The following is a 25,280-nucleotide window of genomic DNA, read 5'->3' on the forward strand; positions in this document are numbered from 1 at the left end:
ACGCGCGCATTCCTTATCTCTAAAATTAGTATAAGACGAAAAAAAGGACTCCTGTTATAGCATTTTGTTTTAAACACCATGCAAAATGTTAGATAACAGAAATCCTCATATCATTTTGTTTGTTTTAGCGCCAAATCATTCCGCTGATTATGGATAAATTTCTTTCCTTTCTCTCCTATCTCATCCAACTCCTCTTTGCTGGCCACCAGATGAGCTTTTGTTTCTGTCCGGTTTGTACTTCGATACCTGCTGGGAGTCATTCCAATCTCCTGTTTGAATGCCTTCGTAAAAACAAGAGGGCTTCGATATCCACAGGAGTATGCAATATTTTCCACCGATACATCCGTCAGTGTCAGCTGTTCCTTCGCTCTGGACAACCTGAATTTCGTCAGAAACTCCTTGGGAGACAGTTCCAGACTGTTTTTAAAAATGGTATACAGATAACTCCGGTTGACATTCAAATGCTCCGCAATATCGAGCACTGTGATTCCTTCCGAATAGTGATTACGTATATAGGCAATTGCCTTCTGTACATACATACTTTCTTTGTTCTCATCCTCATAGGAGTCGATCACAATATCTCTGGTAAGTACCGAAAAGAAATCATATAGTTTGCCCTGAAGATAGTATAAATTCGAGGTGGATGACTCCGTATGCTTCAGCATGGAGAATACTATTTTCTTCAGCTCTTCTCCGTAATCACACTGAAATGTCGTCTGGCGACTGTTAAGTCCAATATCCTGAACCAGCTTTGCCGCTCCGCTTCCGCCGAATCCCACCCACAGATAACTCCAGGGTTCTTCTCTGTCCGCCTGATAAAAAGTCAGGGTCTCCGGTTCAATCAGGAAACCCTGCCCTTTTGTCAGAATATATTTTCGCTCGCCCACCTGATAGATCCCTTTTCCGTCCAGAATATAATGAATGATATAATTCGGGCGGGTTGCCGGACCATAGCTGTGCAGTGGGTCACACTCAGCATAACCGCAGAAACACAGATGGAACTCCTTGAATTTCGGCTCTAATAACTGCAATACATATGCGTCTTCCATACTTACAGCTTATTTACCGCATCCTTAAGATACGGATTATCCATCTCATAGAAGCGTTCTGCCTCTACCACCTCGGCAAGTGCCGGGTCAATTGGCATTTTACCAAGTACCGGAACCTTGAGTCCGGCAGCGATATCATCAATATGGCTTTCACCGAATACGGAAATCTTCTTTCCGCAATCCGGACATACCAGATAGCTGTAATTTTCCACAATACCAAGAACCGGAATATTCATCTGCTTTGCCATGTGATAAGCCTTCTCCACGATCATCTGCACCAGATCCTGCGGTGAAGTTACGATTACCACTCCGTCCACCGGAAGGGACTGGAATACGGTAAGGGGAACATCTCCGGTTCCCGGAGGCATATCTACGAACAGATAATCAAGCTCTCCCCACATAACATCTGTCCAGAACTGCTTTACTACACCGGCGATGACCGGACCTCTCCAGATCACCGGGTCTGATTCATTCTCCAGGAGCAGATTGACAGACATGATTCTGGTACCGTCCTTCGCTTCACAAGGGAAGATTCCCTCTTCGCTTCCTTTTGCACTCTCATGGAGTCCATACATTTTCGGAATGGACGGACCGGTAATATCCGCATCCAGAATTCCCACTGAGAATCCCTGCTCCCGCATCATTCTTGCAAGGGATGCCGTTACCATGGATTTTCCCACGCCGCCCTTACCGCTGACTACGGCAATGACTTTGTTAATATGAGAAAATGGATTGGCTGGCTCTCTTAAGTCTGCCGGCTTGCTCCCACAGGAGCCTGCATGTGCACATCCGGCACAGTCAGACGGGGAACATCCCTGTTTCTGTTCTTCCATAACACTAACTCCCTTTCTGTCCTACTCAACTGCAGCGATGACTTCGATCTCGCAGAGTACGTTCTTCGGTAATGTTTTTACAGCCACGCAGCTTCTTGCCGGTTTGGATGTGAAGTATTTTGCATAAACCTCATTAAATGCAGCAAAATCTCCCATGTCTGCAAGGAAGCAGGTTGTTTTTAATACATGATCAAAATCGGTTCCTGCTGCTGCAAGGATTTCTCCCAGATTCTTACATACCTGATCTGCCTGTCCTTCAATGGTATCTGCCTCAACAGCATCTGTTGCCGGATTGATGGCAATCTGTCCTGCTGAATATAAGATTCCATTGTGTACATATCCCTGGGAATATGGTCCAAGTGCCTTTGGTGCTTTTTCTGTTGCTACTACTTTCATAATTATCTCTCCTTTGCTTTCTCTAATAATTTCTGTGCAATGCACACATCAAAAAGTCCCATTCCTACAGATTTGAAGTAGGTGGTGCCTTTTGTGATTTCATTTTCATCTGCTCCGGACTTTAAAAACTGATCCATGAGAACAGTTCTGTCCATGGTAAGTCGTCCTTGTGCAAGCGGCTGGCTCAAGTCGCCACTTTCCTCACATGCATACGGAAGTTCAATATATACATTGTCCACCAGATCCCAGATGACATCCGGGATTTCTCTCATCTCCGGTGTATAAGAACCGATAGCAATGATACATTTACCTCTTAAGAGTTCTGCATCGTTGGGCAGTACCGGTGATGTTGCCGGGGTCGCCGTACAGATAATATCACTTGCCTTTACCAGTTCTTCCACCGTCTTACATTGTACTACTTCTACCGACGGGTCCGCAATAGCTTTCTGAAGCCTTGCCAGATAATCGGTCAGATTTCTGTCACTGTGATTGAATACATACACGGTGTGGATGTCTCTTGCGGCACACGCATACAGTGCCAGATGGAATCCCTGTACCCCCGCTCCTACGATTCCCACGGAATGCGCATCTTTTCTGGACAGATGTCGGATTCCCACACCACCGACTGCTCCGGTTCTCCAGGCTGTCACAGATTGCCCATCCATCACGGCAACAGGAACTCCTGTCTGCTGGTCATTTAACAGAACCACCCCATCAATAGACGGAAGACCCAGCTTTGTATTTTCAGGGAAAATGCTGAGAATTTTTGTTCCAATAATCTCTTTTGTGTAACACGGCATATACATCAGTGTCTTGTTCTCATGCTCTACCACCGGTCTGGGCGGCATATAGAATTCATTTGCCCCAAATATACGGTATGCCTCTTCGATGGTGTCCATCATTTCATTCGGGTCAATCAACGCCTCAATTTCCTCTTTGCTTAAAATAACCATTTTACGCTCCCTCCAGTTCTTCTTTTTCCCGGGTCACATCCCGGAGCCATTTATAACTTTTATACCTTTTCCATGTAATCGGCATCTTAATTATTTCATCACTCATTAATATTACATAAACCACCGGCACACTGGCATGGAATACAAAGGCCGCAATCGCTCCCAATAATATGGAACATCCCCACATAGTCGACACATCCATAATCAGACCAAATCTGGTATCTCCGCCGGAGCGGAAGATGCCCACTACCATCGTACTGTTCCAGCACTGTCCGAAGGTAAAATAGGACATGACAAAAAACATAAATGACAGATATTCCTTTGCCTCTCCGGTAAGAGCAAGATTGGCATTTGCAATGGGTGCCGCAAGCAGGATCATGGCGCCGCCCAAAATGCCCAGGATCACACTCAGCCAGATAAAGCGCTTCGCATAAGCCTTCGCATGCTCCAGTTTGCGCTCACCGATGGTTTTCCCCAGATAAATTGCCGTGGCATTGCAGATACCGAACGCCACCACCGTTGCCAGCTGCCTCGCCACCTGAGCAACAGAATTGGCTGCGACCGCCGCACTTCCCAGATGCCCGATGACCGCCGTGTTTGCAGAGCTTCCCATCCCCCACATCATCTCATTGAGCACCACAGGCATGGCATAAACCAGATAATCCTTCAGCAGGATCTTGTCAATATGGATCATATCGCCAAACCGGATGCGAACCACTTTGTTTTTCACGAATGCATAGAAAAATACGATCATCATCTCCACGATCCGGGCACACAGTGTTCCGATTGCCGCGCCCCGGATTCCCAGAGCCGGAGCACCAAATAATCCGAAGATCAGCACCGCATTGATGCTGATATTTACCAGAAGAGACACCAGATAAACGATCGTAGCTATCAGCACCCGTTCAATGCTCCGCATGATGTTAAGATACACCTGGGTAACCGCCATAAAAACATAGGAAATTCCTACAATCTGAAGGTATTTCACTCCTTCTTTAATGACCTCCGGGTCTGAAGTGTAGATTTTCATCAGCGGCTGCGGAATAAAGATTGCTGCAGCCGCGAAGAGGGCCGCAATCAAAAGTGCTGCCGAAAGTCCCATGCCCAGAATCCTCTCAATCGTCCGGGTATCCTTCTTTCCCCAGTATTGTGCCGTCAGAACCGTTGCCCCCGAGGTGATGCCCATGAAGATCAGCATCATGATAAACTGTATCTGCCCCGCCAGCGACGCGCCGGAAAGCACCTTCTCTCCCACTTTGCCAAGCATGATCACATCCGCTGCCGTAACACCTACATTGATCAGATTCTGCAGTGCCATTGGTATCACCAGTGCAAATACGCTGCGATAAAAATTCTTCCAGTTAATATTCAGATTATCCGTGGTTTGCTGCTTTATAGATTTCATACATATTCTGCGCATTCATTTTCATAAAAGAGCCCAGCCAAACCGTGTCTCCCTTTGTGGCACGCCATGCCAGATCTTTTAGAACTTCATCCGGCTGTACTCCCATTTCCATCTGACCCAGACACACCGGCATCCCTATGGAACGGAAGTAGTTTTCCGTTGCCGCAATTGCCTGAAGCGCAGCTTCCTCCTCCTGTTCTTCTTCTATTCCCCAGACCTTTCTTCCATATCGGGCAAATCTTGCCACATCCAGCCTGTATACGTAACGGGCCCAGCTTCCCCACACTGCGGAGAGTGTGGCCCCGTGAGCTTCATCAAACATGGCCCCCAGCTCATGACCCAGCTTATGATTCAGGAAATCCTTGGGTCTTCCAAGCCCGGTAATCCCATTGTGCGAGAGGCTTCCGCACCACATCACTTCGCTCATAGCTTCATAATCCGTCGGATTCTCCCACGCTTTTTTCCCATTTTCAATCACAGTCCGCAGAAGCCCCTCTGCGATCTCATCCGTCATCTGATTCCCCTCAGAGACCGGTGTAAAATACCGCTCAAGGGTATGCATCATAATATCGACCACTCCGCATGCCACCTGGTACTTCGGCAGAGTAGCCGCAAGCTCCGGGTTCATAATGGCGAATCTCGGGCGGTTGAACTCTGTGCTGAGTCCGGTCTTCTTCCCCGTATCTGTATTCGTCAGAACCGCGGATTCACTGGTCTCACTGCCGGCTGCCGCGATGGTAAGTACCACTCCTGTCGGAAGTGCCCGTGTCACCGGTTCCTGTCCCATCCAGAACACGTCCCAGATATCCTTTCCCGGATTTGCGGCACCGATGGCTATTGCTTTTGCAGTGTCAATTACACTTCCGCCGCCCACTGCAAGAATCAAATCTGCCTGGAAATCAATCGCTTGTTGCACACCCTCTCTTGCCAGTGACAGCCTTGGATTTGGCTGTACACCTCCAAGCTCAGCATGTTCCATTCCTTCCTCGTCAAGCGCTTCCTTCACCGTATCCAGAAGACCGCTTCTTACTACGCTTCCGCCGCCATAGATGATCAACACCCTGGATGCGCCCCATTTTTTTGCCAGATGTCCGGCCTCTTTTTGCGTATCCTTTCCAAATACAATCTCCGTTGGTGTATATTGTCTGAAATTCTGCATAAAAAACCTCCCGTATCTGTTTCTCAACCTTTCACTCTGTAAAGATTGTAACACATACGGAAGGTTTCTTCCATAGATAATATTATTCCTGACTGCCGCGTTTGCTAAGCATCATTCCCACACCAAGTATAGCTGCCGCGAACAGCAATTGTATCCCGATGCCCTGCCAGACCGCCGTCTGCTGCGAGGCGGAAAGTGCCCCATTATCGGCAATGGTTTCATTTACAATCTCATACCAGTACACGGGCAGGAAATGTGCCACGGCGCGAACTCCTTTTCCAAGCACACTCATGGAAACGAATACACCGCAGGTGAAGCTCATGCCCAAAGAGATCACGTTGACCACTCCGTTGACAATCTCTTCCCGCTCTACCAGAACACCCACACAGAATGAGATAGACAGCGATACCAGCATCATAACAAAAGAATTCAGCAGATAATATCCCAGATTCCGGTCTGTCACAAAGTCTTTCGTGTATAACACCGTCGGCATCAGCATGCAGATGATCCAGAATCCGATTCCAAAGACAATATATCCCATTACAAGCTGTAAATTCTGACTGAAAAGGGAGGTAGCGGAACAGCGGATTCTCTGTCGGACATCCTTCTTCCGATAAGCAATCATAATAAAACCAATAATGTAGCACAGCACCGAAATCATCATATAAGGCATGAACTGAAACATATATGCATGAGCCGGCCGTTCACCGCCGTACCCGTTTTTATCCAGCAATGTTACCTCTGTTTTCATATCCCCGATTTTTTTCACTTCCTCCACAGCTTCTTCTACTGTAAACCCGGACGCTTTCAGCACCCGCACATCATTGAGGAAGGTATCAATCTGTTGGTCCACATAGAAAGCACTGGTAGTTCCCGGAATTTTCGTTGTTTTAAGCTTTTCGGTTCCATCCAGGCATTTTTCTTCAAATCCTTCCGGAATCGTCAGTACGTAATAGATATTTCGGTAAAACAGATTCTCCTGGATCACATTTTCATCATCTTTCAATGTCACCAGATCATGCTTTTCCCCAAGGTATTCCTTCAAACTTTCCGCCAGATCCCCTCCATCCCTGTCAATAACCGTGATTTTCAGACGCTCTTCCTCAAATTGGGTGGTTCCCTTCCCTCCGGTCAGCATCTGTATGGAAATGCAGATGGACATGAAGATGACAAGATACAGGATACACATAAAAATATTCCGTTTAATCAGCGTTATAAATCCCTTAAATACTGTCATATCGTTCCCTCCTTGTCACCAGAAATGCCACCAGCACGAACCCTGCACTCATCAGAAACAGAGTCAGAAGATTCCTGTTCATCCGCGCAGCATCATTAAATACCGCCATACAGTAATAAGAATCACTGAGCACTGCCGCCGGATTCAGCCGGTTTACAATCGGAGCATGCTGTTCCAGAATATTTTTCATATCTCCAAACATAAGGCCTGCAAAAAATCCCGGAACCAGTGTAACCATTACCGTAAATCCCATTTTCACACCAAATGATAATCTGCTGACACTTCCAAGCAGAATTCCGGCTGAAACTCCGATCATGCTTCCCATAAGATTTACCAGAATGATTCCTCCCGGGTTTCCCCCCAGATCAATTCCCAGCACGAAACGGATAAAGGCCGTCAAAACCATAATATTTACAAAATGAATCCCAAAAAGCACAAAAAATACGGACAAAAGCATCCTCATCTTATGTGTCGGTGTAATGCACTGCCTTGCACCCAGTGCCGACAGATTTGCCTGGCTGTCACAGCAGCCTTTCACTCCCAGAAACGCTCCGGACAGGCATGCATAGGCAATCAGGGCAAAGAAATAGGTAATGTTCGGATTCATCGTCCTGCCGCCCACGCTGACTTCCTCCGTTGTCTCCCGCCAATCGCCCAACTCATCCATTGCCTCATTCAGTTTTTCCGGATGATGTTCTGCCACTGTCATGATCATCTTTGCATTCTTCTGATACGTGTCCAGCAGGGATTTCAGAATGCTCTGCTCAATCTCAGATTTTGCCACGGTAAGCTCCGGCTCCTCCCCTGCATAGAAAATGCCTTCCACTTCATCTTCCTCCAAAGCCTTTATCGCCTTCTTCTCCTCCATAACCTTTACTTTTATGATGTCACCATCCAGATGGCCCAGATATTCCAGAAATGGCTCTTCAGAATCTGCATTTTCTGTTTCCACTACCGCCACCGGCAGCATTTCCATATTTTCTCCCATATCACTGTTTCCAAAGGAAACGTAGAAAAAGATTCCCAGAATGATGGGGAACACCAGTGCCCAGAACATAATGGACACTTCCCGAACCGTCTGTTTAAACTGGTATTTCATTAAATGCAGCATTTTTTACGCCCCCTTAATCTCTCAGCTCTTTTCCTGTGATTTCCAGGAATACATCATTAAGTGTCGGAAGTTCGGAGAATACTCTTCCAAAAGAAATATCCTGTTCTTCCAGATAATGAAGAATCCGCACCAGATTATGCTTCGCCCCGCTCAAACGGATTTTCAGCACCTGATCCTCATAGGAAATGTCAAACACATGGGGAAGCTCACGGATTCCTGCAAGCTGTCCCGGTTCCAGTGAGATTGCCTCAATGGTAATGGTCTCTCCCGTCTTGATCATACTTTTCAGTTCTTCTTTCGTTCCCGTTGCCAGCACCTGTCCGTGATCGATGATTGCTATCCGGGAACAGATCTGCTCCACTTCTTCCATATAATGAGAAGTATAAATGATTGTAGAGCCCTGTCGGTTCAGTTCCAGAATTCCCTCCAGAATCTTATTTCTGCTCTGGGGATCCACGGCAACCGTCGGCTCATCCATAATGATCAGCCTGGGCTTATGGGCGATGCCGCAGGCAATGTTCAGTCTGCGCAGGAGACCGCCGGACAATTTTCCCGGACGCATTTTCTGGTAATCCTCCAGTCCCACAAACCGGATCGCCTCATCCACCAGCTCTTCCCGCTTCTTTTTATCCTGAATATAGAGTCCACAGAAATAATCAATATTTTCCCGCACCGTCATCTGCTCGAAAACTGCCACATTCTGCATCACCACTCCGATGTTCCGTTTCACGTCATAGCTGTCCGGATGCATATCCTGTCCCATAATCCGAATGCTTCCTTTATCGTATTTTAGCAATGCCAGCATGCAATTAATGGCTGTTGTCTTTCCCGATCCATTCGGTCCCAGAAGCCCGAATATTTCTCCCTCTTTTATTTCCAGATTCAGGTGGTCAAGTGCCACAAGATTTCCATATCTCTTCACCAGATTCGTAATTCTAACCATAGTCTTCCCTCCAGATATTTTCACTTTAAAATGTAATTTACCGCATTTGCACAGTCATGTGCGGCGGCTTTTCTGACATTTGTCACTTGTAGTATAATCATTGCCAATTTATAATGAAAGTGTTTCGTGTCAGCATTTCACATGACAAATGTAATATCAGATGGGAGATTTTTATGAAACGCTTATCCGACTGGCTGGTTATTCTCATATATTGTTTTGGAGCTGTATTGTCACAGAAAGCAGATACCGCCTTCCTTGTGGCATTTTTGTGCGCTGTCATCTATGCCTCCGCATGCTATTACAGCTCAAAAAAATGCATTGCCTTCCTGCTGTCCACAGCATTTACCCCGCTTTTCATGGTCAATCATGCCTTTGCCCTGTTCTTTCCTGTCATCCTTTATGGTCTTCTGGAACACAGAAGCCGCCTTTTAATCGCAGCAGAAGGAACAATAGCCCTGCTGGCACTCAGACATTCGTATTCGATCATATGCTTCTTCCTGATTCCCGGATGTATGATCGCTATGCTCCTGCAAAGTCGTTCCGCCGAAAACGAGTACCTGACACAGGCTTATAAAAAAACCCGGGATGACGGTGTTGAGCGTAACCTCCTACTGAAGGAAAAAAATCAGGCCCTGCTGGAAAAACAAAATTCTGAGATTTACGCCGCCACACTGAAAGAGCGAAACCGAATCGCCAGAGAAATCCATGACAATGTGGGGCATATGCTCTCCCGCGCAATTCTTATGACCGGGGCGATCCGGGCATTGAATCAGGAAGATACTCTGAAGCCTCACCTGGAACAGCTGGAAAACACGCTGAACACTGCCATGAATAATGTACGGGAAAGTGTGCACGACCTGCACGATGAATCCATTAATCTGAAAGAAGCCCTGACAGAAATTGTAAATTCCTTTACTTTCTGCAGGCTGACACTGGAATACGACATGGGGTATGAAGTCCCTCGCACAGTGAAATATAGTTTCATTACGATTGTAAAGGAAGCTCTGAACAACATTTCCAGACACAGTAATGCAACCAGCGCATCCATCATTGTCCGTGAACACCCCGGAATCTATCAGCTGATTATCGAAGACAACGGGACAACTGCCGCCGCAGGCTCCTGCTCAGACGGGAAACCCTGCAATCCTGACGACTGGGATTTTTCCTGTTCCACCCAGCAGCTTGGCCTTACCAATATGCAGGAAAGGGTAAATGCCCTGAATGGACACATCCAGATTCAGACGAAGAATGGATTCCGCATTTTTATTACCATTCCAAAAAAGGAGGATTTCTGACATGATAAATATCGTTATCGTAGACGATGATATATTAGTAGCAAATGCTCTGAAAACCATTCTGGAAGCAGATAAGGAGCTGCGCGTTGCCGAAATCGGAGCAGACGGATCGGATGCTGTCTCCCTCTACCGAAAATGCAAACCTGACGTTCTCCTCATGGATATCCGCATGAAGAATATGAGCGGACTGGACGCATCAGAGCAGATATTAAAGGAATTTCCGGAGGCAAGAATCCTTCTTCTTACCACCTTCTCTGATGACGAATATATAGTAAAAGCGCTGAAATTGGGAGCAAAAGGATATCTTCTGAAGCAGGATTATACCAGCATCATTCCTGCTATCCGGGCAGTCTGCACCGGTCAGACCGTATTTGGAACAGAAATCATGTCCCGCATCCCCGGACTTCTTAAGAAAAATACAGACTTTGATTACGAAAATTATGACATTGGATCAAGAGAATACGAAATTATTACTCTGGTTGCCGAAGGACTCAGTAACCGGGAAATTGCAGAACATCTCTATCTGAGTGAGGGAACTGTGCGGAACTATTTGAGCAGTATTCTGGACAAATTACAGCTCCGGGATCGGACACAGCTCGCCGTGTTTTATTATCAACACCGGTAAAGCCTTCTGAAGACTTAGAAATGTACCTGAATTAGAACAAAAGGAGAGGCCCCTGATGAATTAATCATCAAAGGCCTCTTTTACTTTATCCATAAAACCTTTCTTTTTTGGTTTTCCTTTTCCCTCATCGCCGGATGCCTGATTCAGGGAATTGCCTGTCAGCTCATCGAATCTGCGGAGTGCTTCTTTGGCTTCCGCGCTCAGATGTTCCGGTGTCTGGATGACAAGTGTTACATAGTGGTCGCCGCGAACCTGGGAATTTCTCACAGAAGGAACTCCTTTTCCTTTCAGGCGCACCTTCGTATCCGTCTTTGTTCCCGGTTTTACGTTATAGAGCACTTCACCATCTACCGTCTTAATACGGATATCTGCTCCCAATGCTGCCTGAGCATAAGTAATCGGAACGGTTGAGAAGATGTGCATATCCTGACGCTGGAAAATCGGGTGTCTGGATACGCTTACCTCTACCAGAAGATCTCCTCTCGGACCTCCGTTTACGCCCGGCTCTCCTTTTTCACGGATTCTCACACTCTGTCCGTTATCAATACCTGCCGGAATAGAAACGGAAATTTTCTTCTTACTGGACACATATCCTGTTCCGCCGCAATCCGGACATTTTTCTTTAATAATCTTACCTGTTCCGCCGCAATCCGGACAGGTCTGCACATTCTGAACGGTTCCAAAGAAGGACTGCTGTGTGTATACAACCTGGCCTTTTCCTCCACATTTCGGACAGGTCTCCGGAGATGTTCCCGGTTTTGCGCCGGTTCCGCCACACTTGGTACATGGATCCTTCAGTACCACATCCAGTTCTTTTTCACAGCCAAATACCGCCTCTTCAAATGTAATGCGCACGCTCTTTCTAATATTCATGCCTTTCATCGGTCCCTGACTTGCACGGCCTCCTCTGCGGCCTCCGCCAAACAGATCTCCGAAAATATCACCAAAGATATCACTGAAATCGGCACCATTGAAATCAAAACCGCCGAATCCACCGGCACCGCCTGCACCGCCTTCAAATGCCGCATGACCGAACTGATCGTACTGACGACGTTTTTCCGGATCACTGAGCACCGCATAAGCTTCTGATGCTTCTTTGAATTTCTTCTCTGCCTCCGCATCTCCGGGATTCATATCCGGATGGTACTTCTTGGCTACTTTTCTATATGCTTTCTTCAAAGTTGCTTCATCAGCATCTTTGCTGACACCAAGCACTTCATAGTAGTCTCTTTTTGCTTCTGCCATGGTTCTTTCTCTCCTTCACAAAGTAGTCATTTTTACATGAGGAAATTCCGGGAGGCCCGGCAATCCTGCCAGGTTCCCCGGAATACATTTTATGATATACTTTTTAGACTTCTTTGTAGTCTCCGTCTACTACATCGTCGCCAGAGAATCCTTCCGGTGCCGGACCTGCTCCTGCTCCCGGATTCGGGCCTGCTCCCTGTGCTCCTGCTGCAGCTCCTGCCTGCTCATAAACCTTTGTAAATAATTTCTGAGCGCTTGCCATCAGTTTCTCTTTACCTGCTTTGATCTCTGCAACTTCTGCATCAGACATGCTGTCCATGTTAACCTTTGCAAGTAATTCCTCCAGAGCCTTGCAGTCTGCTTCTACTGCTGCCTTGTCAGCTGCATCAATCTTGTCGCCAACTTCTTCCATTGCCTTCTTGGTCTGGAATACCATTGCGTCTGCATCGTTCTTTGCGTCGATTCCTTCTTTACGCTTCTTATCCTGTGCTTCGAATGCTGCTGCCTCTTTTACTGCTTTCTCGATATCCTCATCGGACATGTTGGAACCTGCTGTGATTGTAATGTGCTGTTCTTTTCCTGTTCCAAGGTCTTTTGCGGATACATTTACAATACCATTTGCATCAATATCGAAGGTTACTTCAATCTGCGGGATTCCACGTGGTGCCGGCGGAATTCCATCCAGTCTGAACTGGCCGAGAGATTTGTTATCTCTTGCGAACTGTCTCTCACCCTGTACAACATTGATATCTACTGCTGTCTGGTTATCTGCTGCTGTTGAGAAAATCTGGCTCTTCTTTGTAGGAATTGTTGTATTTCTCTCAATCAGTCTTGTAGCTACACCACCCATTGTCTCGATAGACAGTGACAGTGGAGTAACATCCAGAAGAAGGATATCTCCTGCACCTGCATCTCCTGCTAATTTACCACCCTGTACGGATGCACCAAGTGCTACACACTCATCCGGGTTCAGAGATTTGCTAGGCTCTTTTCCTGTCAGCTGTTTTACCTTATCCTGTACAGCCGGGATACGTGTAGAACCACCAACCAGAAGTACCTGACCAAGCTCAGATGCTGTGATTCCGGCGTCAGACAGTGCTCTTGTTACAGGCTCTGCTGTCTTTTCAACCAGATCATGTGTCAGTTCGTTGAATTTTGCTCTTGTAAGGTTCATATCAAAATGCTTCGGTCCTTCAGCGGTTGCTGTGATGAATGGCAGGTTGATATTGGTTGTTGTTGCAGATGATAACTCTTTCTTAGCTTTCTCTGCAGCTTCTTTCAATCTCTGAAGTGCCATCTTATCTGTGGATAAGTCTACACCTTCCATTCTCTTGAACTCGGAAAGCATATAATCTGTAATCTTCTGGTCGAAGTCATCTCCACCAAGTCTGTTATTACCTGCTGTAGATAATACTTCGATAACGCCGTCACCAATCTCGATAACAGATACATCGAATGTACCACCACCAAGGTCATATACCATGATCTTCTGCTCTCTTTCATTATCAAGACCATAAGCCAGAGCTGCTGCTGTAGGCTCGTTGATAATACGCTTTACATCCAGACCGGCAATCTTACCTGCATCCTTGGTTGCCTGACGCTGTGCGTCATTAAAATATGCAGGAACTGTAATAACTGCCTCTGTAACCTTCTCGCCCAGATATCCTTCTGCGTCTGCTTTCAGCTTCTGAAGAATCATTGCAGAAATTTCCTGTGGAGAATATTTCTTTCCATCGATGGTTACTTTGTAATCAGTTCCCATTTCTCTTTTGATGGATGAAATCGTCTTCTCAGCATTTGTAACTGCCTGACGTTTTGCAGGCTCACCTACTAGACGCTCTCCTGTTTTTGTAAATGCAACAACAGATGGTGTTGTTCTTGCGCCTTCTGTATTTGCGATAACTACCGGCTGTCCGCCTTCCATAACGGCTACACAGCTATTTGTTGTACCTAAGTCAATACCAATGATTTTTCCCATGATTTATTCCTCCTGTTTTACTATTTTATTCTTAAAAAATGTTTTGGCTGTTAATTTGCAACCTTTACCATACTGTGTCTCACTACAGATTCACGGTACATGTAACCTTTCTGGAATTCTTCTGCTACGATGTTTTCACCGAAGTTTTCGTCCTCCACATGCATCACTGCGTTGTGGAAATCCGGATTGAATTCCTGACCTACTGCCTCGATCGGTTTCACTCCTGCCTCTTCCAGTGTGGTCATCAGCTGCTTATAAATCTTATCCATTCCCTGAATGAACGGATCTGCCTTTTCTTCCTCACTGACAGCTCCGAGACCTCTCTCGAAATTGTCTACTACCGGAAGGATTTTTTCTATGATATCTTTCGCTCCTATTTCGTACATCTGAGATTTTTCTCTCTCGGTACGTTTGCGGAAGTTATCAAACTCTGCCATCTGACGAGTCAGCTTATCGGTAAGCTCTTCAATTTTCTCGTCTTTTTTGTCTTTTTTATTTTTCTTGCCAAAGAACTTTCCTTTCTTTTCTCCGGCTTCTGCCTCTTCGGAAGCTTCGGTTTCTTCTGCCTCTCCTGCTGCCTCTGTCTCTTCAGATGCTTTTGCATCAAGAGGTTTTTCTTTAGAATCACCGGCATCAGAAGTTTCCTCTGCAACCGCTGCCTGTTCAGCTGCTTTTTTTGCTTCCTCGACAGCTTCTTTTACCATTTCTTCCTGGCTCTTTTCCTGATTCATTTCCTGATTCTTATCCAAGGGTTAATCCACCTTTCTTAACACTTTTTACTGTTTATGGAAAATCGCATCCAGTTCACTCTGCAAACGCTTCAGTGATTTTAATACATGTTCATAATCCATACGTTTCGGTCCGATAATACCGATTGTTCCCTTCATTCCTTCTCCCAATTCATAGGTTGCTGTCACAACACTGCAGTCCTTCATGGTCTGAACCGGCGTCTCATCACCGATATACACCTGAATTCCTGTATTTTCCTCCTGGGATAAAGTCTGGGTTACCAGTTCGGTGAGCTGCTGCTTTTCCTCAAAGGCACTGATGATTTCCTGTGCACTCTGTTTATCGGAAAGCTCCGGATATTTGAAAATATTCGTGGCACCGCTGGTGTAAATCTGCATATCTTCATCAACCTGAATGGCATCTGCCACTGCGTCCAGCACGTTACTGATGACCTCGCTGTGTATTCCTGCCTGTTCTTTTAATCTGGCGATCAGTCCCAGATTAATTTCTTCAATGGACATTCCATTCAGTGTAGTGTTCAGAAGCATATTCAGCTTCAGAAGATTTTCATTGCTGAGCGGTTCGTCAACGCTGATGATCTTATTCTTAATCACGTTACCACCAAGGACGATTACTGCAATGATCTGTTCATCATCTACCTGTGATAACTGAATGAATTTAATCTTGTTAGCGCTGTTCACCGGAGTAGAAACCATTGTCGCATAATTTGTATTCGTAGCAAGAACTTTCGCTGCCTGTTTCAGAAGCTGATCCATCTTGTCTGCCTTCTCCAGCATCTGCTCCTGCATTTCATTTAACTCCTGCTCCTTCTCCTGCATCAGCATATCTACGTAAAGCCGATAGCCTTTGTCGGAAGGAATCCGTCCTGCGGATGTGTGCGGCTGTAAAATGTATCCCAGCTCTTCCAGATCCGCCATCTCGTTACGAATGGTAGCAGAACTTAAATTCAGGTCCGTATATTTGGAAATAGTTCTCGAGCCAACCGGCTCTCCGGTTTCTAAGTATGTCTGGATAATTGCATGTAAGATTTTGAGCTTTCGTTCACCCAGCTGTTCACTGACCTGCATCTTTCCGCCTCCTCCCTAGCTGTTAGCACTCATTAAATTCGAGTGCTAATCTTTACGATTATTAATGTAGCACTACTGGTTTCATTTGTCAACACAGTTTATAGTTTTTTTATATTGGGGACGTAGCAAAATGCATTTTGCTACGTCCCCAATTGACATTCGTGGTGTACCCAACCGCCAATTCCCCTGTACCCATTTATTGGCTGTCCACTAAATTATAAGTTTCCACACATATTTTCTGTGCCCTTCGCTTACCTATCTTTAAGGTTTCCGCTAATTTCTTAATGTATTCTTCTCTATTTTCCTCAAACACCTGCACCAACAAACTCAATTGCTTTTCTTCGAACATCTCCTCTGCAATCTGGAGCGCTATTTCACAATATTGTTTATTCATATCATCCGGATAATCTATGAATATCTCAGACTGACGTTCTTTATGAAATGCGTCAAAAGCCTGGAAATCTTCGAAATGTTTCTTGTACATCAAAACTGCCTTTTCGTCCAGTATTCCTGTAGTTTCTGTCATATAATCTGCCATACTGCTATATTTATAGCGAACAGGATTCTTTATCATCCCCGCTTTTACCGGATTTAAATGAATATATCTCAAACACGTCCAGAAATACCTCTCATTTTCGATACATTCACTCATGAAGCGATTCTGGAACACATGTCCATTACGGTGGTGTTTATAATTATAATAAGATGCGTATTCGGCCAAAACTCTAGCCATGAATAAAGATAACGTTTCGATTTCTGCCCTGATAATAAAATGAGCATGATTAGACATAATACAATATGAATATATTTCAACCTTGATTTTTCCTAAAGTCTTTAGAATAATACTCTTCAAGAATATTTTTTCACGCTGCATATTAAATATTTTCTCTTTATTGATACCTTTTACTACAACGTGATAAATACCGGTTGTACTCTTCTTTCTTCTGTGTGTTGCCACCTTATCCCTCCTTTTTATGCAATTAGGGACAGGTACAAATACAATTGGGTACACCACAAATGTTAATTCAGGACGTAGCAAAATGCATTTTGCTACGTCCCCTTTTTTTAGCTAAGTTCAACTTTTACTGCCTCTTCCGGCTTAAACTCATTCTCCAGATCATAGATATTGTGTCCTGTAGATTCTCCCAGAACTCTTCCCTCCAGAGAATAGCAGCGGATAAATCTCTTCACATCGATGCTGGACCAGTGCTCTACATCCCAGCTCATGTATCCGTCTGCATCTGATTTTTTCTCTCCCAGATACAAGTCTACCTGGCGGCCGTTTCTCATCAACTCAATGAGACCTTTGGTTCCATCCACTTCTAACTCTTCTTTTTTTACTGAATCGTACACTTTCATGCTTATTCCCTCCAATGCATTTTTGAAAATTCTGATACTAAGAATTATACCTTTTTTACCTGCTAATGTAAAGAGTCCCGCTCCGCGAGCAATAGCTTTTCACTATATTTAAGAAGCTTCGCCGTATCCTTCATCAATGCAGATATTCTGATATGCTCAAGTGCCGGAACATTATTCTTCATGGAATCATAGGTCTTCTCATCGATACGAAATCCAAACTGGATTGCAAAGCGGATTGCGCGGAATATTGTTCTTGGATTTTTCTCGATACTTCTTTCATCGCAGCATCTGATGATTTTATTTTCCATATCCTCTTTTCCACCCATGTAATCCACGATTTCCCGACTGTCAATATCATAAGCCATAGCATTCATGGTGAAATCCCGATTACATAGATCTTCTTCCAGACTATTTCCTTTGAATTTGACAAGATCAATTTTTTCATTATTAATGATAGCGATCACATATCCGACGATACTGCCGGATGCATCGTATTCAATGTTGTTCTCCTTCAATACCTGAACAATTTCTTCCGGTGATGCTGAGCAGCAGAAATCATAATCATCCGGCGTGCGTTCCAATAACATATCTCTGACGCATCCTCCTACTAAGTATATTTCATATCCCCTTCTTTTCATCAGATTATGTATCGTCACGACATAGTCCGGAAGTTCACAGTTGTGTTTATATGTTCTTTTTTCCTTCATTCTTAACCTCTTTTTCTTCTTCAATCCTTTATCAACCATTTGCAGGACTCAGCCTTTCAAGACTTGCTCGCGAGTCTTGAGAGGGATTCGGGCCTTTACTAATCCGAATCCCTGCACATCTTCGCACAGCGCATACTATGCCTGCTCCAGCACACCGGCATAAAGATTGTAATATATACCTCTTTTATCAATAAGCTCCTCATGTGTACCGGTCTCTACCACACGCCCCTGATCAAGAACTACGATTTTATCCGCATTTTTAATTGTAGAAAGTCTGTGTGCAATCACGAAAACGGTTCTGCCCTTCATCAATGTATCCAGCCCGCAGTCGATAAGCATCTCCGTTCTTGTATCGATAGAGCTTGTCGCCTCATCCAGTATCAGCACCGGGAATTGTCCGACAGAAGCTCTGGCAATGGCAAGAAGCTGTCGCTCTCCCTGGCTCAGAGCTGCACCGGCATGTGTCAGAACCGTATCATATCCATCAGGGAGATTGCCAATAAAATAATCGGCATTGGCCAGCTGTGCAGCCTTTCTGACATCCTCATCTGAGGCATCCAGACGTCCATATCTGATATTTTCTGCAACAGTGTCGGTAAATAAATGTGTTTCCTGAGGAACCATACCTGCAGCACGCCTCAAATCCGACTTCTTAATATCCCGGATATTGATGTCATCAAAATATATTTCTCCCGAACGGATTTCATAAAGCCTGTTCAGCAGGTTAATGATTGTCGTTTTTCCCGCTCCTGTAGTGCCCACAATAGCAATCTTCTGTCCCGGTTGGGCATGCAGATTAAAATCCCGAAGCACGGTCTGATTTTCCGTATAACCGAATACAACATGTTCAAAGGAAATCTTTCCCTCACAGGGTATGCAGGTTCCATCTTCCAGTTTCCATGCATATTTTCCTGTGTACGTTTCACACTCCTGTACGTGTTCGCCATCCATTGTGCAGTTGACAAGTGACACCTTTCCTTCATCGATTTCCGGTTCCTGATTCAGAAAATCAAATACTCTCTCTGCTCCTGCCAGTGCTGAAAACAGATTATTTACCTGCTTGGAAATTCTGGTTACCGGTGAGATCAGGTTCCGGTAATACACAAGAAAGGCTCCGACCGTGCCCACATCCGCCGCGCCATACAGGGACAAGGCACAACCGCAGGCTGCCACGATCGTATATCCGATATTCGTAAGTCCCTTTGTGAGACTGAACATGCTGTCAGCAAAAAAATCCGACTTACCGGCTGTCTGAAAAAGCTCTTTATTGATATCACCGAATTTCTTCTTTACTTTTTCTTCCCGTGTAAATGCCTTTATCTCCATTTTACCATTGATCATTTCCTCCCCGTAAGCATTCAGCTCACCAAGAGAACGCTGCTGACCGATAAAATACACTGCTTTGTTACCAACCAGAAACTTTAAAGTCAGGGCAAGAAGTGACACACATAGAACAACTACTATTGCCAACGGAATATTTACGAAGAAAATGGTCAGCAAAATGGATAGGCACGTAACCACTCCTTCAATAATTCTTGGAAAGCTCTGTCTTAACATATTGCTTAATGCATCCACGTCATTAGAATAATAGCTCATAATCCTTCCATTATTGTTCGTACTGAAATACGAAACAGGAAGCTTTTCCATTGCCTCAAACATTTCGCTTCTGACCTGACACATAATATTATTACTGATTCCGGCCATAATACCATTCTGTATAAATAACGTTGTTACCGAGCAAAGATAAAGCACCGCCATGATAGACAGTATCCGCAAGAATCCGGACATATCCGGATTTTTCTGCCCAATCAGAGGCACAATATAATCATTGATAGCCGGTTTTAGATAATAGGTTGCACGTACACCGCTTATGGAACTGATAATTACACATATAAAAACAATGAACAGGCGCACCCTGTAGGAAGCCATGTATTTGAACAACCTGAAAAAGACCTGTTTAGCATTATTCGGTTTGTTTCTTTTCTTACCGCCCATATTACACTGACCTCCGCTGACTTTCATAAATCTCACCATATATCCTGCTCTTGGCCAACAGTTCCTCATGACTTCCGACAGCGTCTATTTCTCCGTCATTGAGCACCACAATTTTATCGGCATTCTGTATAGAAGACAAACGCTGCGAAATCATAACAATCGTTGTATCCTTATACTCTTTTAACAGAGAATTGATGATTCTTCCTTCTGTAGCATTGTCCACAGCACTCAGGCTATCATCAAAGATGAGGATTTTCGGCCTTTTCAACAATGCACGGGCAATACAGAGTCTCTGCCTTTGCCCGCCGGAAACGGTCAATCCTCCCTGTCCAATCTGCGTGTCATATCCGTCCGGAAACGACATGATAAAATCATTGGCATCAGCTGCGCAGCAGGCCTTTACAATTTCCTGAGGGGATGCGTCTTCATTTCCCCACAGAAGATTCTCTTTTATCGTCCCGGAAAAAAGAACACAATGCTGGGGAACCAGTCCGATTGTCTGCCGCAGCGTTCCAAAACTGTAATCCCGTATATTCCTGCCGCCAACCTCAATCGTTCCACTCATACACTCATAAAATCTGGGAATGAGATTAATCAAAGAAGTTTTTCCCGAGCCGGAAGAACCGGTAATCCCTACAAATTCTCCTGATTTGATGTGAATACTAATATTCTTCAAAACCCGTTTTGTCTCATCATTATAGTAACTGAATTTTACATTTTCAAAAATGACCGAGCCATCTTCCGGTAAAATGTCAGCATTTTCCATATCTTCAAAGGCGGGTTCTGTATTGATAATCTCGAAAACTCTATCCAGAGAAATCTGTGCACTCAGCACCGGAACCATAATCAGTGCAACAATATAAATCTGCAAAAGAATCTGATTCGTGTAACTGATCACACAGAAAAGGTCTCCCGCCTGCATGTTGCCGGCAATAATTGAGCGGCCCCCCACATACATGATCAGGAGGATGCAGATATTCATTACCATGTGAAGAAGCGGGTCATTTAATACCGTAATGCTTTCTGCCGCAAATGATTCTTCCTTAAGCTCGTTAGCTTTTCTTATAAACTTTTCATTTTCATACTGCTCTCTGGAAAAGGCCTTGACCGTTCTCTCTGCCGTCACAGCCTCCTCCAATATGTTACTCAATTCATCATACCGCACAAACATCTGGCGATAATGCTTTAAGGCTACCCGAACAATAAAGAAGAGGATAACTACAAACAACACGGCAGCAACAATAAATATCCATGACACATTTGCATAGACACGGACCGTCATAAAAATGGTACATGCGATCATAATCGGACATCGAATCATGGAATGATACATTCCCAGAGCTTTTTTTATAAAATTCATGTCTGTGGACATTCTGGTAAGAATCGTCGCAGGCCCATATTTGTCAGTATCAGAAAAGGGAAGCTCCTGAACCTTCTCAAACAGGGCGTTTCGAAGATTTCTGGTAATCCCCGATGACCAGGTCGCAATCAGATAGCTTTCCAGCATCCCCACAAATACAAGTATGACAGAAGCACCGATCATGAGCACACCTTTACTTATGATAATACTCATGTCCTTCCTGTTGATTCCCAGATCCAGCATATCACTCATAAGATATGGAATCAGAATTTCCAGTGCCACATCTACCAGAATGGCAAATGGCAGAAGTGCCAGAGCATATTTATATTTACCTGAATAATTCCATAATAATTTAATTCTTTTCATTATACATACTTCCTGAATTCATCAAGATACAGATTGATAAAATGTTCCACGTTTTCTTTCTTATAAAGAGACGCATGATATTTGAACAGTATCACAGGCTTCTCATCCCTGTCTCCTTCCAGCATGATGACGTAAAATACATTCGTATTTGCTTTATTATTGTTGATCAGAGACTCTGATCTGACACCATCCGGTATCCACTGATGTTCTGCCTTCTCGTCACATGGAATATAATTTACGGTAATTGTGTCATCCAAAACAGGACGGGTATCAAAATCTCCCGGTGACAGATCGCTGTATTCCATATTTTCCTGATTAATGCGGCGTACTTCCTGAATGATGGACTCCATACTTTCAAATTCGGACAGATCCATTGCCACCGGCAGGGCAGTGATCAAAAGTCCTGTCATATCCTGTTTCAGCCTCGTATTTCTGCCGCCGTACAGCCAGTTTACCACTTCCCTGCTGCTTCCATTGTAGCGTCCCATGGTTCTGAGGGTCAGCGCGATAAGAAACTCTAATGGCGTAGCATCAATTCCGGACAGCTTCGCCTTAAATTCCTCTGCTGAAACATCCAGCGTAACTGCAATTGTCTCTATCTCACAGGAGTCTTCATCATAATCAAATTCAGGATGACGATCAAAGGTTTCATCCGGTTTCACTATATTTTTTATATTACTTCTGATATCGGATAAATATTGTAAATAGGAGCAATAATAATCCGGAGCCAGCTCTTCGCCCTTCAGAACAGAAAAAATATCTCTTACCGTGATATCCATAGAGCTTTTATCCGAAATAATATGCTGCATGTCCAAAAACAGATAAATCGTTTCCGGCGTACAGTAAATCCTGCTTCGATACAAAGGACCGTCTAACAGATGAAATGGCTGTACCATTTTCTGTTTTTCTTCCTCAAATTCTTCTTCCGAAAAATATATAATCTCAGGTACCGTTACCACTTCAGGCGCTATCCTCTGAACAACACTTCCGTCTTCCTGTCTGCTCAGGACCAGACTGTAGGAAGGATGATATCTGAGGACCTGATACACGGCTTCTGCCAGCTTCTCCGGATCCACTGTACCGGATGGGATGCTAATCAGCTGTGGTGTATTGGCCAGAACAATCCCCGGAAAGGATTCCCAGTATCCAAAATAATGCTTCTGATATTCACTCAGCTCGTAGGTTTTCTGTCTGTAAGCGGCATCATTTTTCCAATCGATATACTTACCTTTATTCAATTTCAATGCAATCTTCTTCGGTGTCCTGCTGTTTACGATATCCTTTACAAGAAGTCCGTCATCATCCAGCATTGCAATCAGCTCCATGACCGACAAAGAATCTCCTCCGATATCGAAGAAATCATCGTTGCGTCCAATTTTCGGAAGATTCAGTATTTTCTCCATCGCAGCACAGATCTTTTTTTCCTTCTCATCTGCCGGTGCCTCATAGTCGCGCTGATACGTCTTCTGTTGCGGCGCTTCCAGCCTCTTTCTGTCATATTTTCCACTGACAGTCAACGGGAATTCATCCATTTCCACAAAATAGGCAGGAATCATGAAAGGCGGCAGCTTCTCTCTTATGTTCGTCTCAATGACTTCCCGTGTCACATCTTTCCGGTCCGTAATATAGTATGCACAAAGATATGGCTTACCGGATGCATCCCGGAATCCTTTTACAATACTTGCTTTTACACCAGGAACGTTGCAGATTGCAGCTTCTACTTCAAAAGGCTCCACTCTCTGCCCGTTGATTTTAATCATCCAGTCTTTGCGGTTGACATACACAACATTTCCATTCTCATCCTTATATCCCATATCGTTGGTTCGAAGCCTGGTCATTCCGTTTTCAAGCTTCTCAAAGGCTTTTGCCGTTTCTTCGGGCTTATGATAATATCCCTCTGCCATATAACCGGTCACACAGATTTCCCCTTCTGTAAGATTCGGAACCTCATGTCCTTCTTCATCCAGAATTTCCACTGTAAATCCTCCAAATGCTTTTCCTACCGGTGTATTGTCGTATTTCTTATCAATAATGAAATATGTCAGAGCGGTAAATGCTTCTGTCATACCATAAATATTGTAAATCTCGTGCTCGTCCGAATGTATTCCTACAACTCTCTGCCCGAAAGTAAGCACTCTCTTCAACCCTCTGGTGTGTCCGAAAAAGCGGAGCATACCGGGATTGATGCCACTGCATACGATGTTATGCTTATTAAAGTAGTCCGTCATAAGATTCACATCCTTGCGAACCTCTTCACTCAGTAAATGAACCGTTCCTCCAAGATAGAGCGGCCCCAGGCAGTCATGAGAAAAAGCCGCAAAAGACATGGATACTGCCGCAGCTGCAATGATTTCGTCAAGTCCCTCAAACAGCATAGCAGAACGCTTAATATTTTCATCCACACACTTCATGCTGTAATATACCCCTTTGGGATGTCCTGTAGAACCGGAAGTATAATTCATACAGACAATCTGATCCCAGGGAATATCGTTTTCCATATAAGGTTCGAATTCTTCAATATCCTCAAAAAAGGATTCTGTGATTACCAGCGGTGAGCCACAGTCATTCATAATATACTGTATCCGATCCTCCGGGTATTCTAAAACTGCAGGCACCAGAGCCAGCCCGGCCCGGATGACTCCATAATAAGCGGCGACGTATTCCGCACATCTTCCCATGCGGATAACAATAAAGCTTCCTGCAGGGAAATCTAAACTTCTCAGCTTGGACGCAACACGGCCAACCAGTATATCAAAGTCTTTGTAGCTTATGCTTCTTTTCCCGTTCTGATCCACAATAGCGATCGTATTCGGGATTCTGTCTGCGGTTTTCGTAAGTACTTCAAGAAAATTCTCCATCATTTCCCGTCTCCTATTTCTGTTCTTTTCTCCATTCCCGGGCTGCATCTTTCAGCTCCTCCATAAACTGAGCCTTTGCCGGTCCGTACTTGGACGGCTCATCTGCATATTGGGAAATCAGTTTCCGCTTAAGCGCAATATATGCCTCCCTGGCTTCAGCGTTCGCTGTACAGTAATCCCTTAAATTAATATAGTCATTCCATTTCTTCGTATCCTTTAATACCACATGGATATGACATGCGCGTTCTGTCGTTCCCGGATTATCCTTATAAAACTCTCTCTGCCCTGTAATAACCTCTCCTGAATAATGGATACCAAGTTTTTCCAGGTCATCCACATATGGAAGCACATCTTCCAGATTGTTCACAGCAACCGCTATATCGATCAACGGTTTTGAGTACATCCCCGGAATAGCAGTGCTGCCCACATGCTGTACATCCACCGCATCCTTCATCACACTTTTCAAAACGTCTACCATCTCCTGACCGAGAACTGCCCAATTCGGATCATATTCCTCCATCTGAAGTTTTCCATCTTCTACACCAAGTCCCATTGTATCTTCCTCCTTTTTTGTATTTACCATCCGAAA

22 protein-coding genes are annotated in these 25,280 nt (G+C 44.6%); 2 read left to right on the forward strand and 20 right to left on the reverse strand.

All coding sequences use genetic code 11. The annotated features are described in order from the left end of the window. Positions 1-110: 110 nt before the first annotated feature. The 9 genes from ACQRCC_RS03320 to ACQRCC_RS03360 form a co-directional block, all read right to left on the reverse strand. Positions 111-1,031, reverse strand: a complete 921-nt coding sequence (locus ACQRCC_RS03320; protein ID WP_427849383.1) for an AraC family transcriptional regulator — start codon at positions 1,029-1,031, stop codon at positions 111-113. Between the two features lie 20 nt (positions 1,032-1,051). Then, entirely contained in the window at positions 1,052-1,882 is an 831-nt protein-coding gene (locus ACQRCC_RS03325) for a P-loop NTPase (protein WP_427849384.1), read from the reverse strand. 21 nt (positions 1,883-1,903) lie between these two features. After that, positions 1,904-2,278, reverse strand: coding sequence for a RidA family protein (locus ACQRCC_RS03330; protein ID WP_427849385.1), 375 nt, complete (start codon positions 2,276-2,278; stop codon positions 1,904-1,906). Positions 2,279-2,280: 2 nt separating this feature from the next. Beyond that, positions 2,281-3,231, reverse strand: a complete 951-nt coding sequence (locus ACQRCC_RS03335) for an ornithine cyclodeaminase family protein (protein ID WP_427849386.1) — start codon at positions 3,229-3,231, stop codon at positions 2,281-2,283. A 1-nt stretch (position 3,232) separates the two neighbouring features. Further along, complete coding sequence (locus ACQRCC_RS03340) at positions 3,233-4,636, reverse strand: MATE family efflux transporter (protein WP_427849387.1); 1,404 nt, start codon at positions 4,634-4,636, stop codon at positions 3,233-3,235. Then, positions 4,605-5,795: an iron-containing alcohol dehydrogenase gene (locus ACQRCC_RS03345; protein ID WP_427849388.1), complete on the reverse strand. Its 1,191-nt coding sequence runs from the start codon at positions 5,793-5,795 to the stop codon at positions 4,605-4,607. Before ACQRCC_RS03345 ends, ACQRCC_RS03340 begins: the two co-directional genes overlap by 32 nt. Before the next feature lie 82 nt (positions 5,796-5,877). Then, on the reverse strand, positions 5,878-7,032 hold the full coding sequence (locus tag ACQRCC_RS03350) for an ABC transporter permease (RefSeq protein ID WP_427849389.1): 1,155 nt from the start codon (positions 7,030-7,032) through the stop codon (positions 5,878-5,880). After that, positions 7,019-8,143, reverse strand: a complete 1,125-nt coding sequence (locus tag ACQRCC_RS03355; protein WP_427849390.1) for an ABC transporter permease — start codon at positions 8,141-8,143, stop codon at positions 7,019-7,021. The genes ACQRCC_RS03350 and ACQRCC_RS03355 overlap by 14 nt, the downstream gene beginning before the upstream one ends. A 13-nt stretch (positions 8,144-8,156) precedes the next feature. After that, positions 8,157-9,086: an ATP-binding cassette domain-containing protein gene (locus tag ACQRCC_RS03360; protein ID WP_427849391.1), complete on the reverse strand. Its 930-nt coding sequence runs from the start codon at positions 9,084-9,086 to the stop codon at positions 8,157-8,159. 173 nt (positions 9,087-9,259) lie between these two features. Between ACQRCC_RS03360 and ACQRCC_RS03365 the strand changes: the two genes are divergently transcribed. Next, complete coding sequence (locus ACQRCC_RS03365; RefSeq protein ID WP_427849392.1) at positions 9,260-10,381, forward strand: sensor histidine kinase; 1,122 nt, start codon at positions 9,260-9,262, stop codon at positions 10,379-10,381. Between the two features lie 4 nt (positions 10,382-10,385). Beyond that, positions 10,386-11,006 (forward strand): response regulator, encoded by a 621-nt coding sequence (locus ACQRCC_RS03370; RefSeq protein WP_427849555.1) that lies wholly within the window; start codon positions 10,386-10,388, stop codon positions 11,004-11,006. A 60-nt stretch (positions 11,007-11,066) separates the two neighbouring features. Here the strand turns inward: ACQRCC_RS03370 and dnaJ are convergent, their stop codons facing one another. The 11 genes from dnaJ to ACQRCC_RS03425 form a co-directional block, all read right to left on the reverse strand. Continuing rightward, positions 11,067-12,251 (reverse strand): molecular chaperone DnaJ, encoded by a 1,185-nt coding sequence (gene dnaJ, locus ACQRCC_RS03375; protein ID WP_427849393.1) that lies wholly within the window; start codon positions 12,249-12,251, stop codon positions 11,067-11,069. A gap of 103 nt (positions 12,252-12,354) precedes the next feature. Then, entirely contained in the window at positions 12,355-14,229 is a 1,875-nt protein-coding gene (gene dnaK, locus ACQRCC_RS03380) for a molecular chaperone DnaK (RefSeq protein WP_427849394.1), read from the reverse strand. A 50-nt stretch (positions 14,230-14,279) separates the two neighbouring features. Next, positions 14,280-14,960, reverse strand: a complete 681-nt coding sequence (grpE, locus tag ACQRCC_RS03385) for a nucleotide exchange factor GrpE (RefSeq protein ID WP_427849556.1) — start codon at positions 14,958-14,960, stop codon at positions 14,280-14,282. A gap of 45 nt (positions 14,961-15,005) precedes the next feature. Beyond that, complete coding sequence (gene hrcA, locus ACQRCC_RS03390) at positions 15,006-16,046, reverse strand: heat-inducible transcriptional repressor HrcA (protein WP_427849395.1); 1,041 nt, start codon at positions 16,044-16,046, stop codon at positions 15,006-15,008. Between the two features lie 196 nt (positions 16,047-16,242). Beyond that, a complete protein-coding gene (locus tag ACQRCC_RS03395) occupies positions 16,243-17,004 on the reverse strand; it encodes a transposase (protein ID WP_427849396.1) in 762 nt (253 codons plus the stop codon). A gap of 107 nt (positions 17,005-17,111) precedes the next feature. Continuing rightward, positions 17,112-17,405, reverse strand: coding sequence for a hypothetical protein (locus ACQRCC_RS03400; protein WP_427849397.1), 294 nt, complete (start codon positions 17,403-17,405; stop codon positions 17,112-17,114). Between the two features lie 62 nt (positions 17,406-17,467). After that, positions 17,468-18,112 (reverse strand): hypothetical protein, encoded by a 645-nt coding sequence (locus tag ACQRCC_RS03405; RefSeq protein WP_427849398.1) that lies wholly within the window; start codon positions 18,110-18,112, stop codon positions 17,468-17,470. Between the two features lie 135 nt (positions 18,113-18,247). After that, on the reverse strand, positions 18,248-20,146 hold the full coding sequence (locus tag ACQRCC_RS03410; RefSeq protein WP_427849399.1) for an ABC transporter ATP-binding protein: 1,899 nt from the start codon (positions 20,144-20,146) through the stop codon (positions 18,248-18,250). Further along, on the reverse strand, positions 20,109-21,833 hold the full coding sequence (locus ACQRCC_RS03415; RefSeq protein ID WP_427849400.1) for an ABC transporter ATP-binding protein: 1,725 nt from the start codon (positions 21,831-21,833) through the stop codon (positions 20,109-20,111). The genes ACQRCC_RS03410 and ACQRCC_RS03415 overlap by 38 nt, the downstream gene beginning before the upstream one ends. After that, positions 21,833-24,694 (reverse strand): AMP-binding protein, encoded by a 2,862-nt coding sequence (locus ACQRCC_RS03420; RefSeq protein ID WP_427849401.1) that lies wholly within the window; start codon positions 24,692-24,694, stop codon positions 21,833-21,835. The genes ACQRCC_RS03415 and ACQRCC_RS03420 overlap by 1 nt, the downstream gene beginning before the upstream one ends. 10 nt (positions 24,695-24,704) lie before the next feature. Beyond that, the gene (locus ACQRCC_RS03425) at positions 24,705-25,274 is read right to left on the reverse strand and encodes a GrpB family protein (RefSeq protein ID WP_427849402.1); all 570 of its coding nucleotides are present in this window, start codon (positions 25,272-25,274) and stop codon (positions 24,705-24,707) included. Between the last annotated feature and the right edge of the window lie 6 nt (positions 25,275-25,280).

The sequence above is a fragment of the Sporofaciens sp. SGI.106 genome (assembly GCF_050314255.1).
Lineage (GTDB): Bacteria > Bacillota > Clostridia > Lachnospirales > Lachnospiraceae > Claveliimonas.

Bases quoted from the DNA above. Each gene is read 5' to 3' on its own strand.
- ACQRCC_RS03325 (WP_427849384.1), bottom strand. From the start codon at position 1,882: ATGGAAGAACAGAAACAGGGATGTTCCCCGTCTGACTGTGCCGGATGT.
- ACQRCC_RS03330 (WP_427849385.1), bottom strand. From the start codon at position 2,278: ATGAAAGTAGTAGCAACAGAAAAAGCACCAAAGGCACTTGGACCATAT.
- ACQRCC_RS03335 (WP_427849386.1), bottom strand. From the start codon at position 3,231: ATGGTTATTTTAAGCAAAGAGGAAATTGAGGCGTTGATTGACCCGAAT.
- ACQRCC_RS03340 (WP_427849387.1), bottom strand. From the start codon at position 4,636: ATGAAATCTATAAAGCAGCAAACCACGGATAATCTGAATATTAACTGG.
- ACQRCC_RS03345 (WP_427849388.1), bottom strand. From the start codon at position 5,795: ATGCAGAATTTCAGACAATATACACCAACGGAGATTGTATTTGGAAAG.
- ACQRCC_RS03350 (WP_427849389.1), bottom strand. From the start codon at position 7,032: ATGACAGTATTTAAGGGATTTATAACGCTGATTAAACGGAATATTTTT.
- ACQRCC_RS03355 (WP_427849390.1), bottom strand. From the start codon at position 8,143: ATGCTGCATTTAATGAAATACCAGTTTAAACAGACGGTTCGGGAAGTG.
- ACQRCC_RS03360 (WP_427849391.1), bottom strand. From the start codon at position 9,086: ATGGTTAGAATTACGAATCTGGTGAAGAGATATGGAAATCTTGTGGCA.
- ACQRCC_RS03365 (WP_427849392.1), top strand. From the start codon at position 9,260: ATGAAACGCTTATCCGACTGGCTGGTTATTCTCATATATTGTTTTGGA.
- dnaJ (WP_427849393.1), bottom strand. From the start codon at position 12,251: ATGGCAGAAGCAAAAAGAGACTACTATGAAGTGCTTGGTGTCAGCAAA.
- dnaK (WP_427849394.1), bottom strand. From the start codon at position 14,229: ATGGGAAAAATCATTGGTATTGACTTAGGTACAACAAATAGCTGTGTA.
- grpE (WP_427849556.1), bottom strand. From the start codon at position 14,960: ATGAATCAGGAAAAGAGCCAGGAAGAAATGGTAAAAGAAGCTGTCGAG.
- hrcA (WP_427849395.1), bottom strand. From the start codon at position 16,046: ATGCAGGTCAGTGAACAGCTGGGTGAACGAAAGCTCAAAATCTTACAT.
- ACQRCC_RS03400 (WP_427849397.1), bottom strand. From the start codon at position 17,405: ATGAAAGTGTACGATTCAGTAAAAAAAGAAGAGTTAGAAGTGGATGGA.
- ACQRCC_RS03405 (WP_427849398.1), bottom strand. From the start codon at position 18,112: ATGAAGGAAAAAAGAACATATAAACACAACTGTGAACTTCCGGACTAT.
- ACQRCC_RS03410 (WP_427849399.1), bottom strand. From the start codon at position 20,146: ATGGTGAGATTTATGAAAGTCAGCGGAGGTCAGTGTAATATGGGCGGT.
- ACQRCC_RS03415 (WP_427849400.1), bottom strand. From the start codon at position 21,833: ATGAAAAGAATTAAATTATTATGGAATTATTCAGGTAAATATAAATAT.
- ACQRCC_RS03420 (WP_427849401.1), bottom strand. From the start codon at position 24,694: ATGATGGAGAATTTTCTTGAAGTACTTACGAAAACCGCAGACAGAATC.
- ACQRCC_RS03425 (WP_427849402.1), bottom strand. From the start codon at position 25,274: ATGGTAAATACAAAAAAGGAGGAAGATACAATGGGACTTGGTGTAGAA.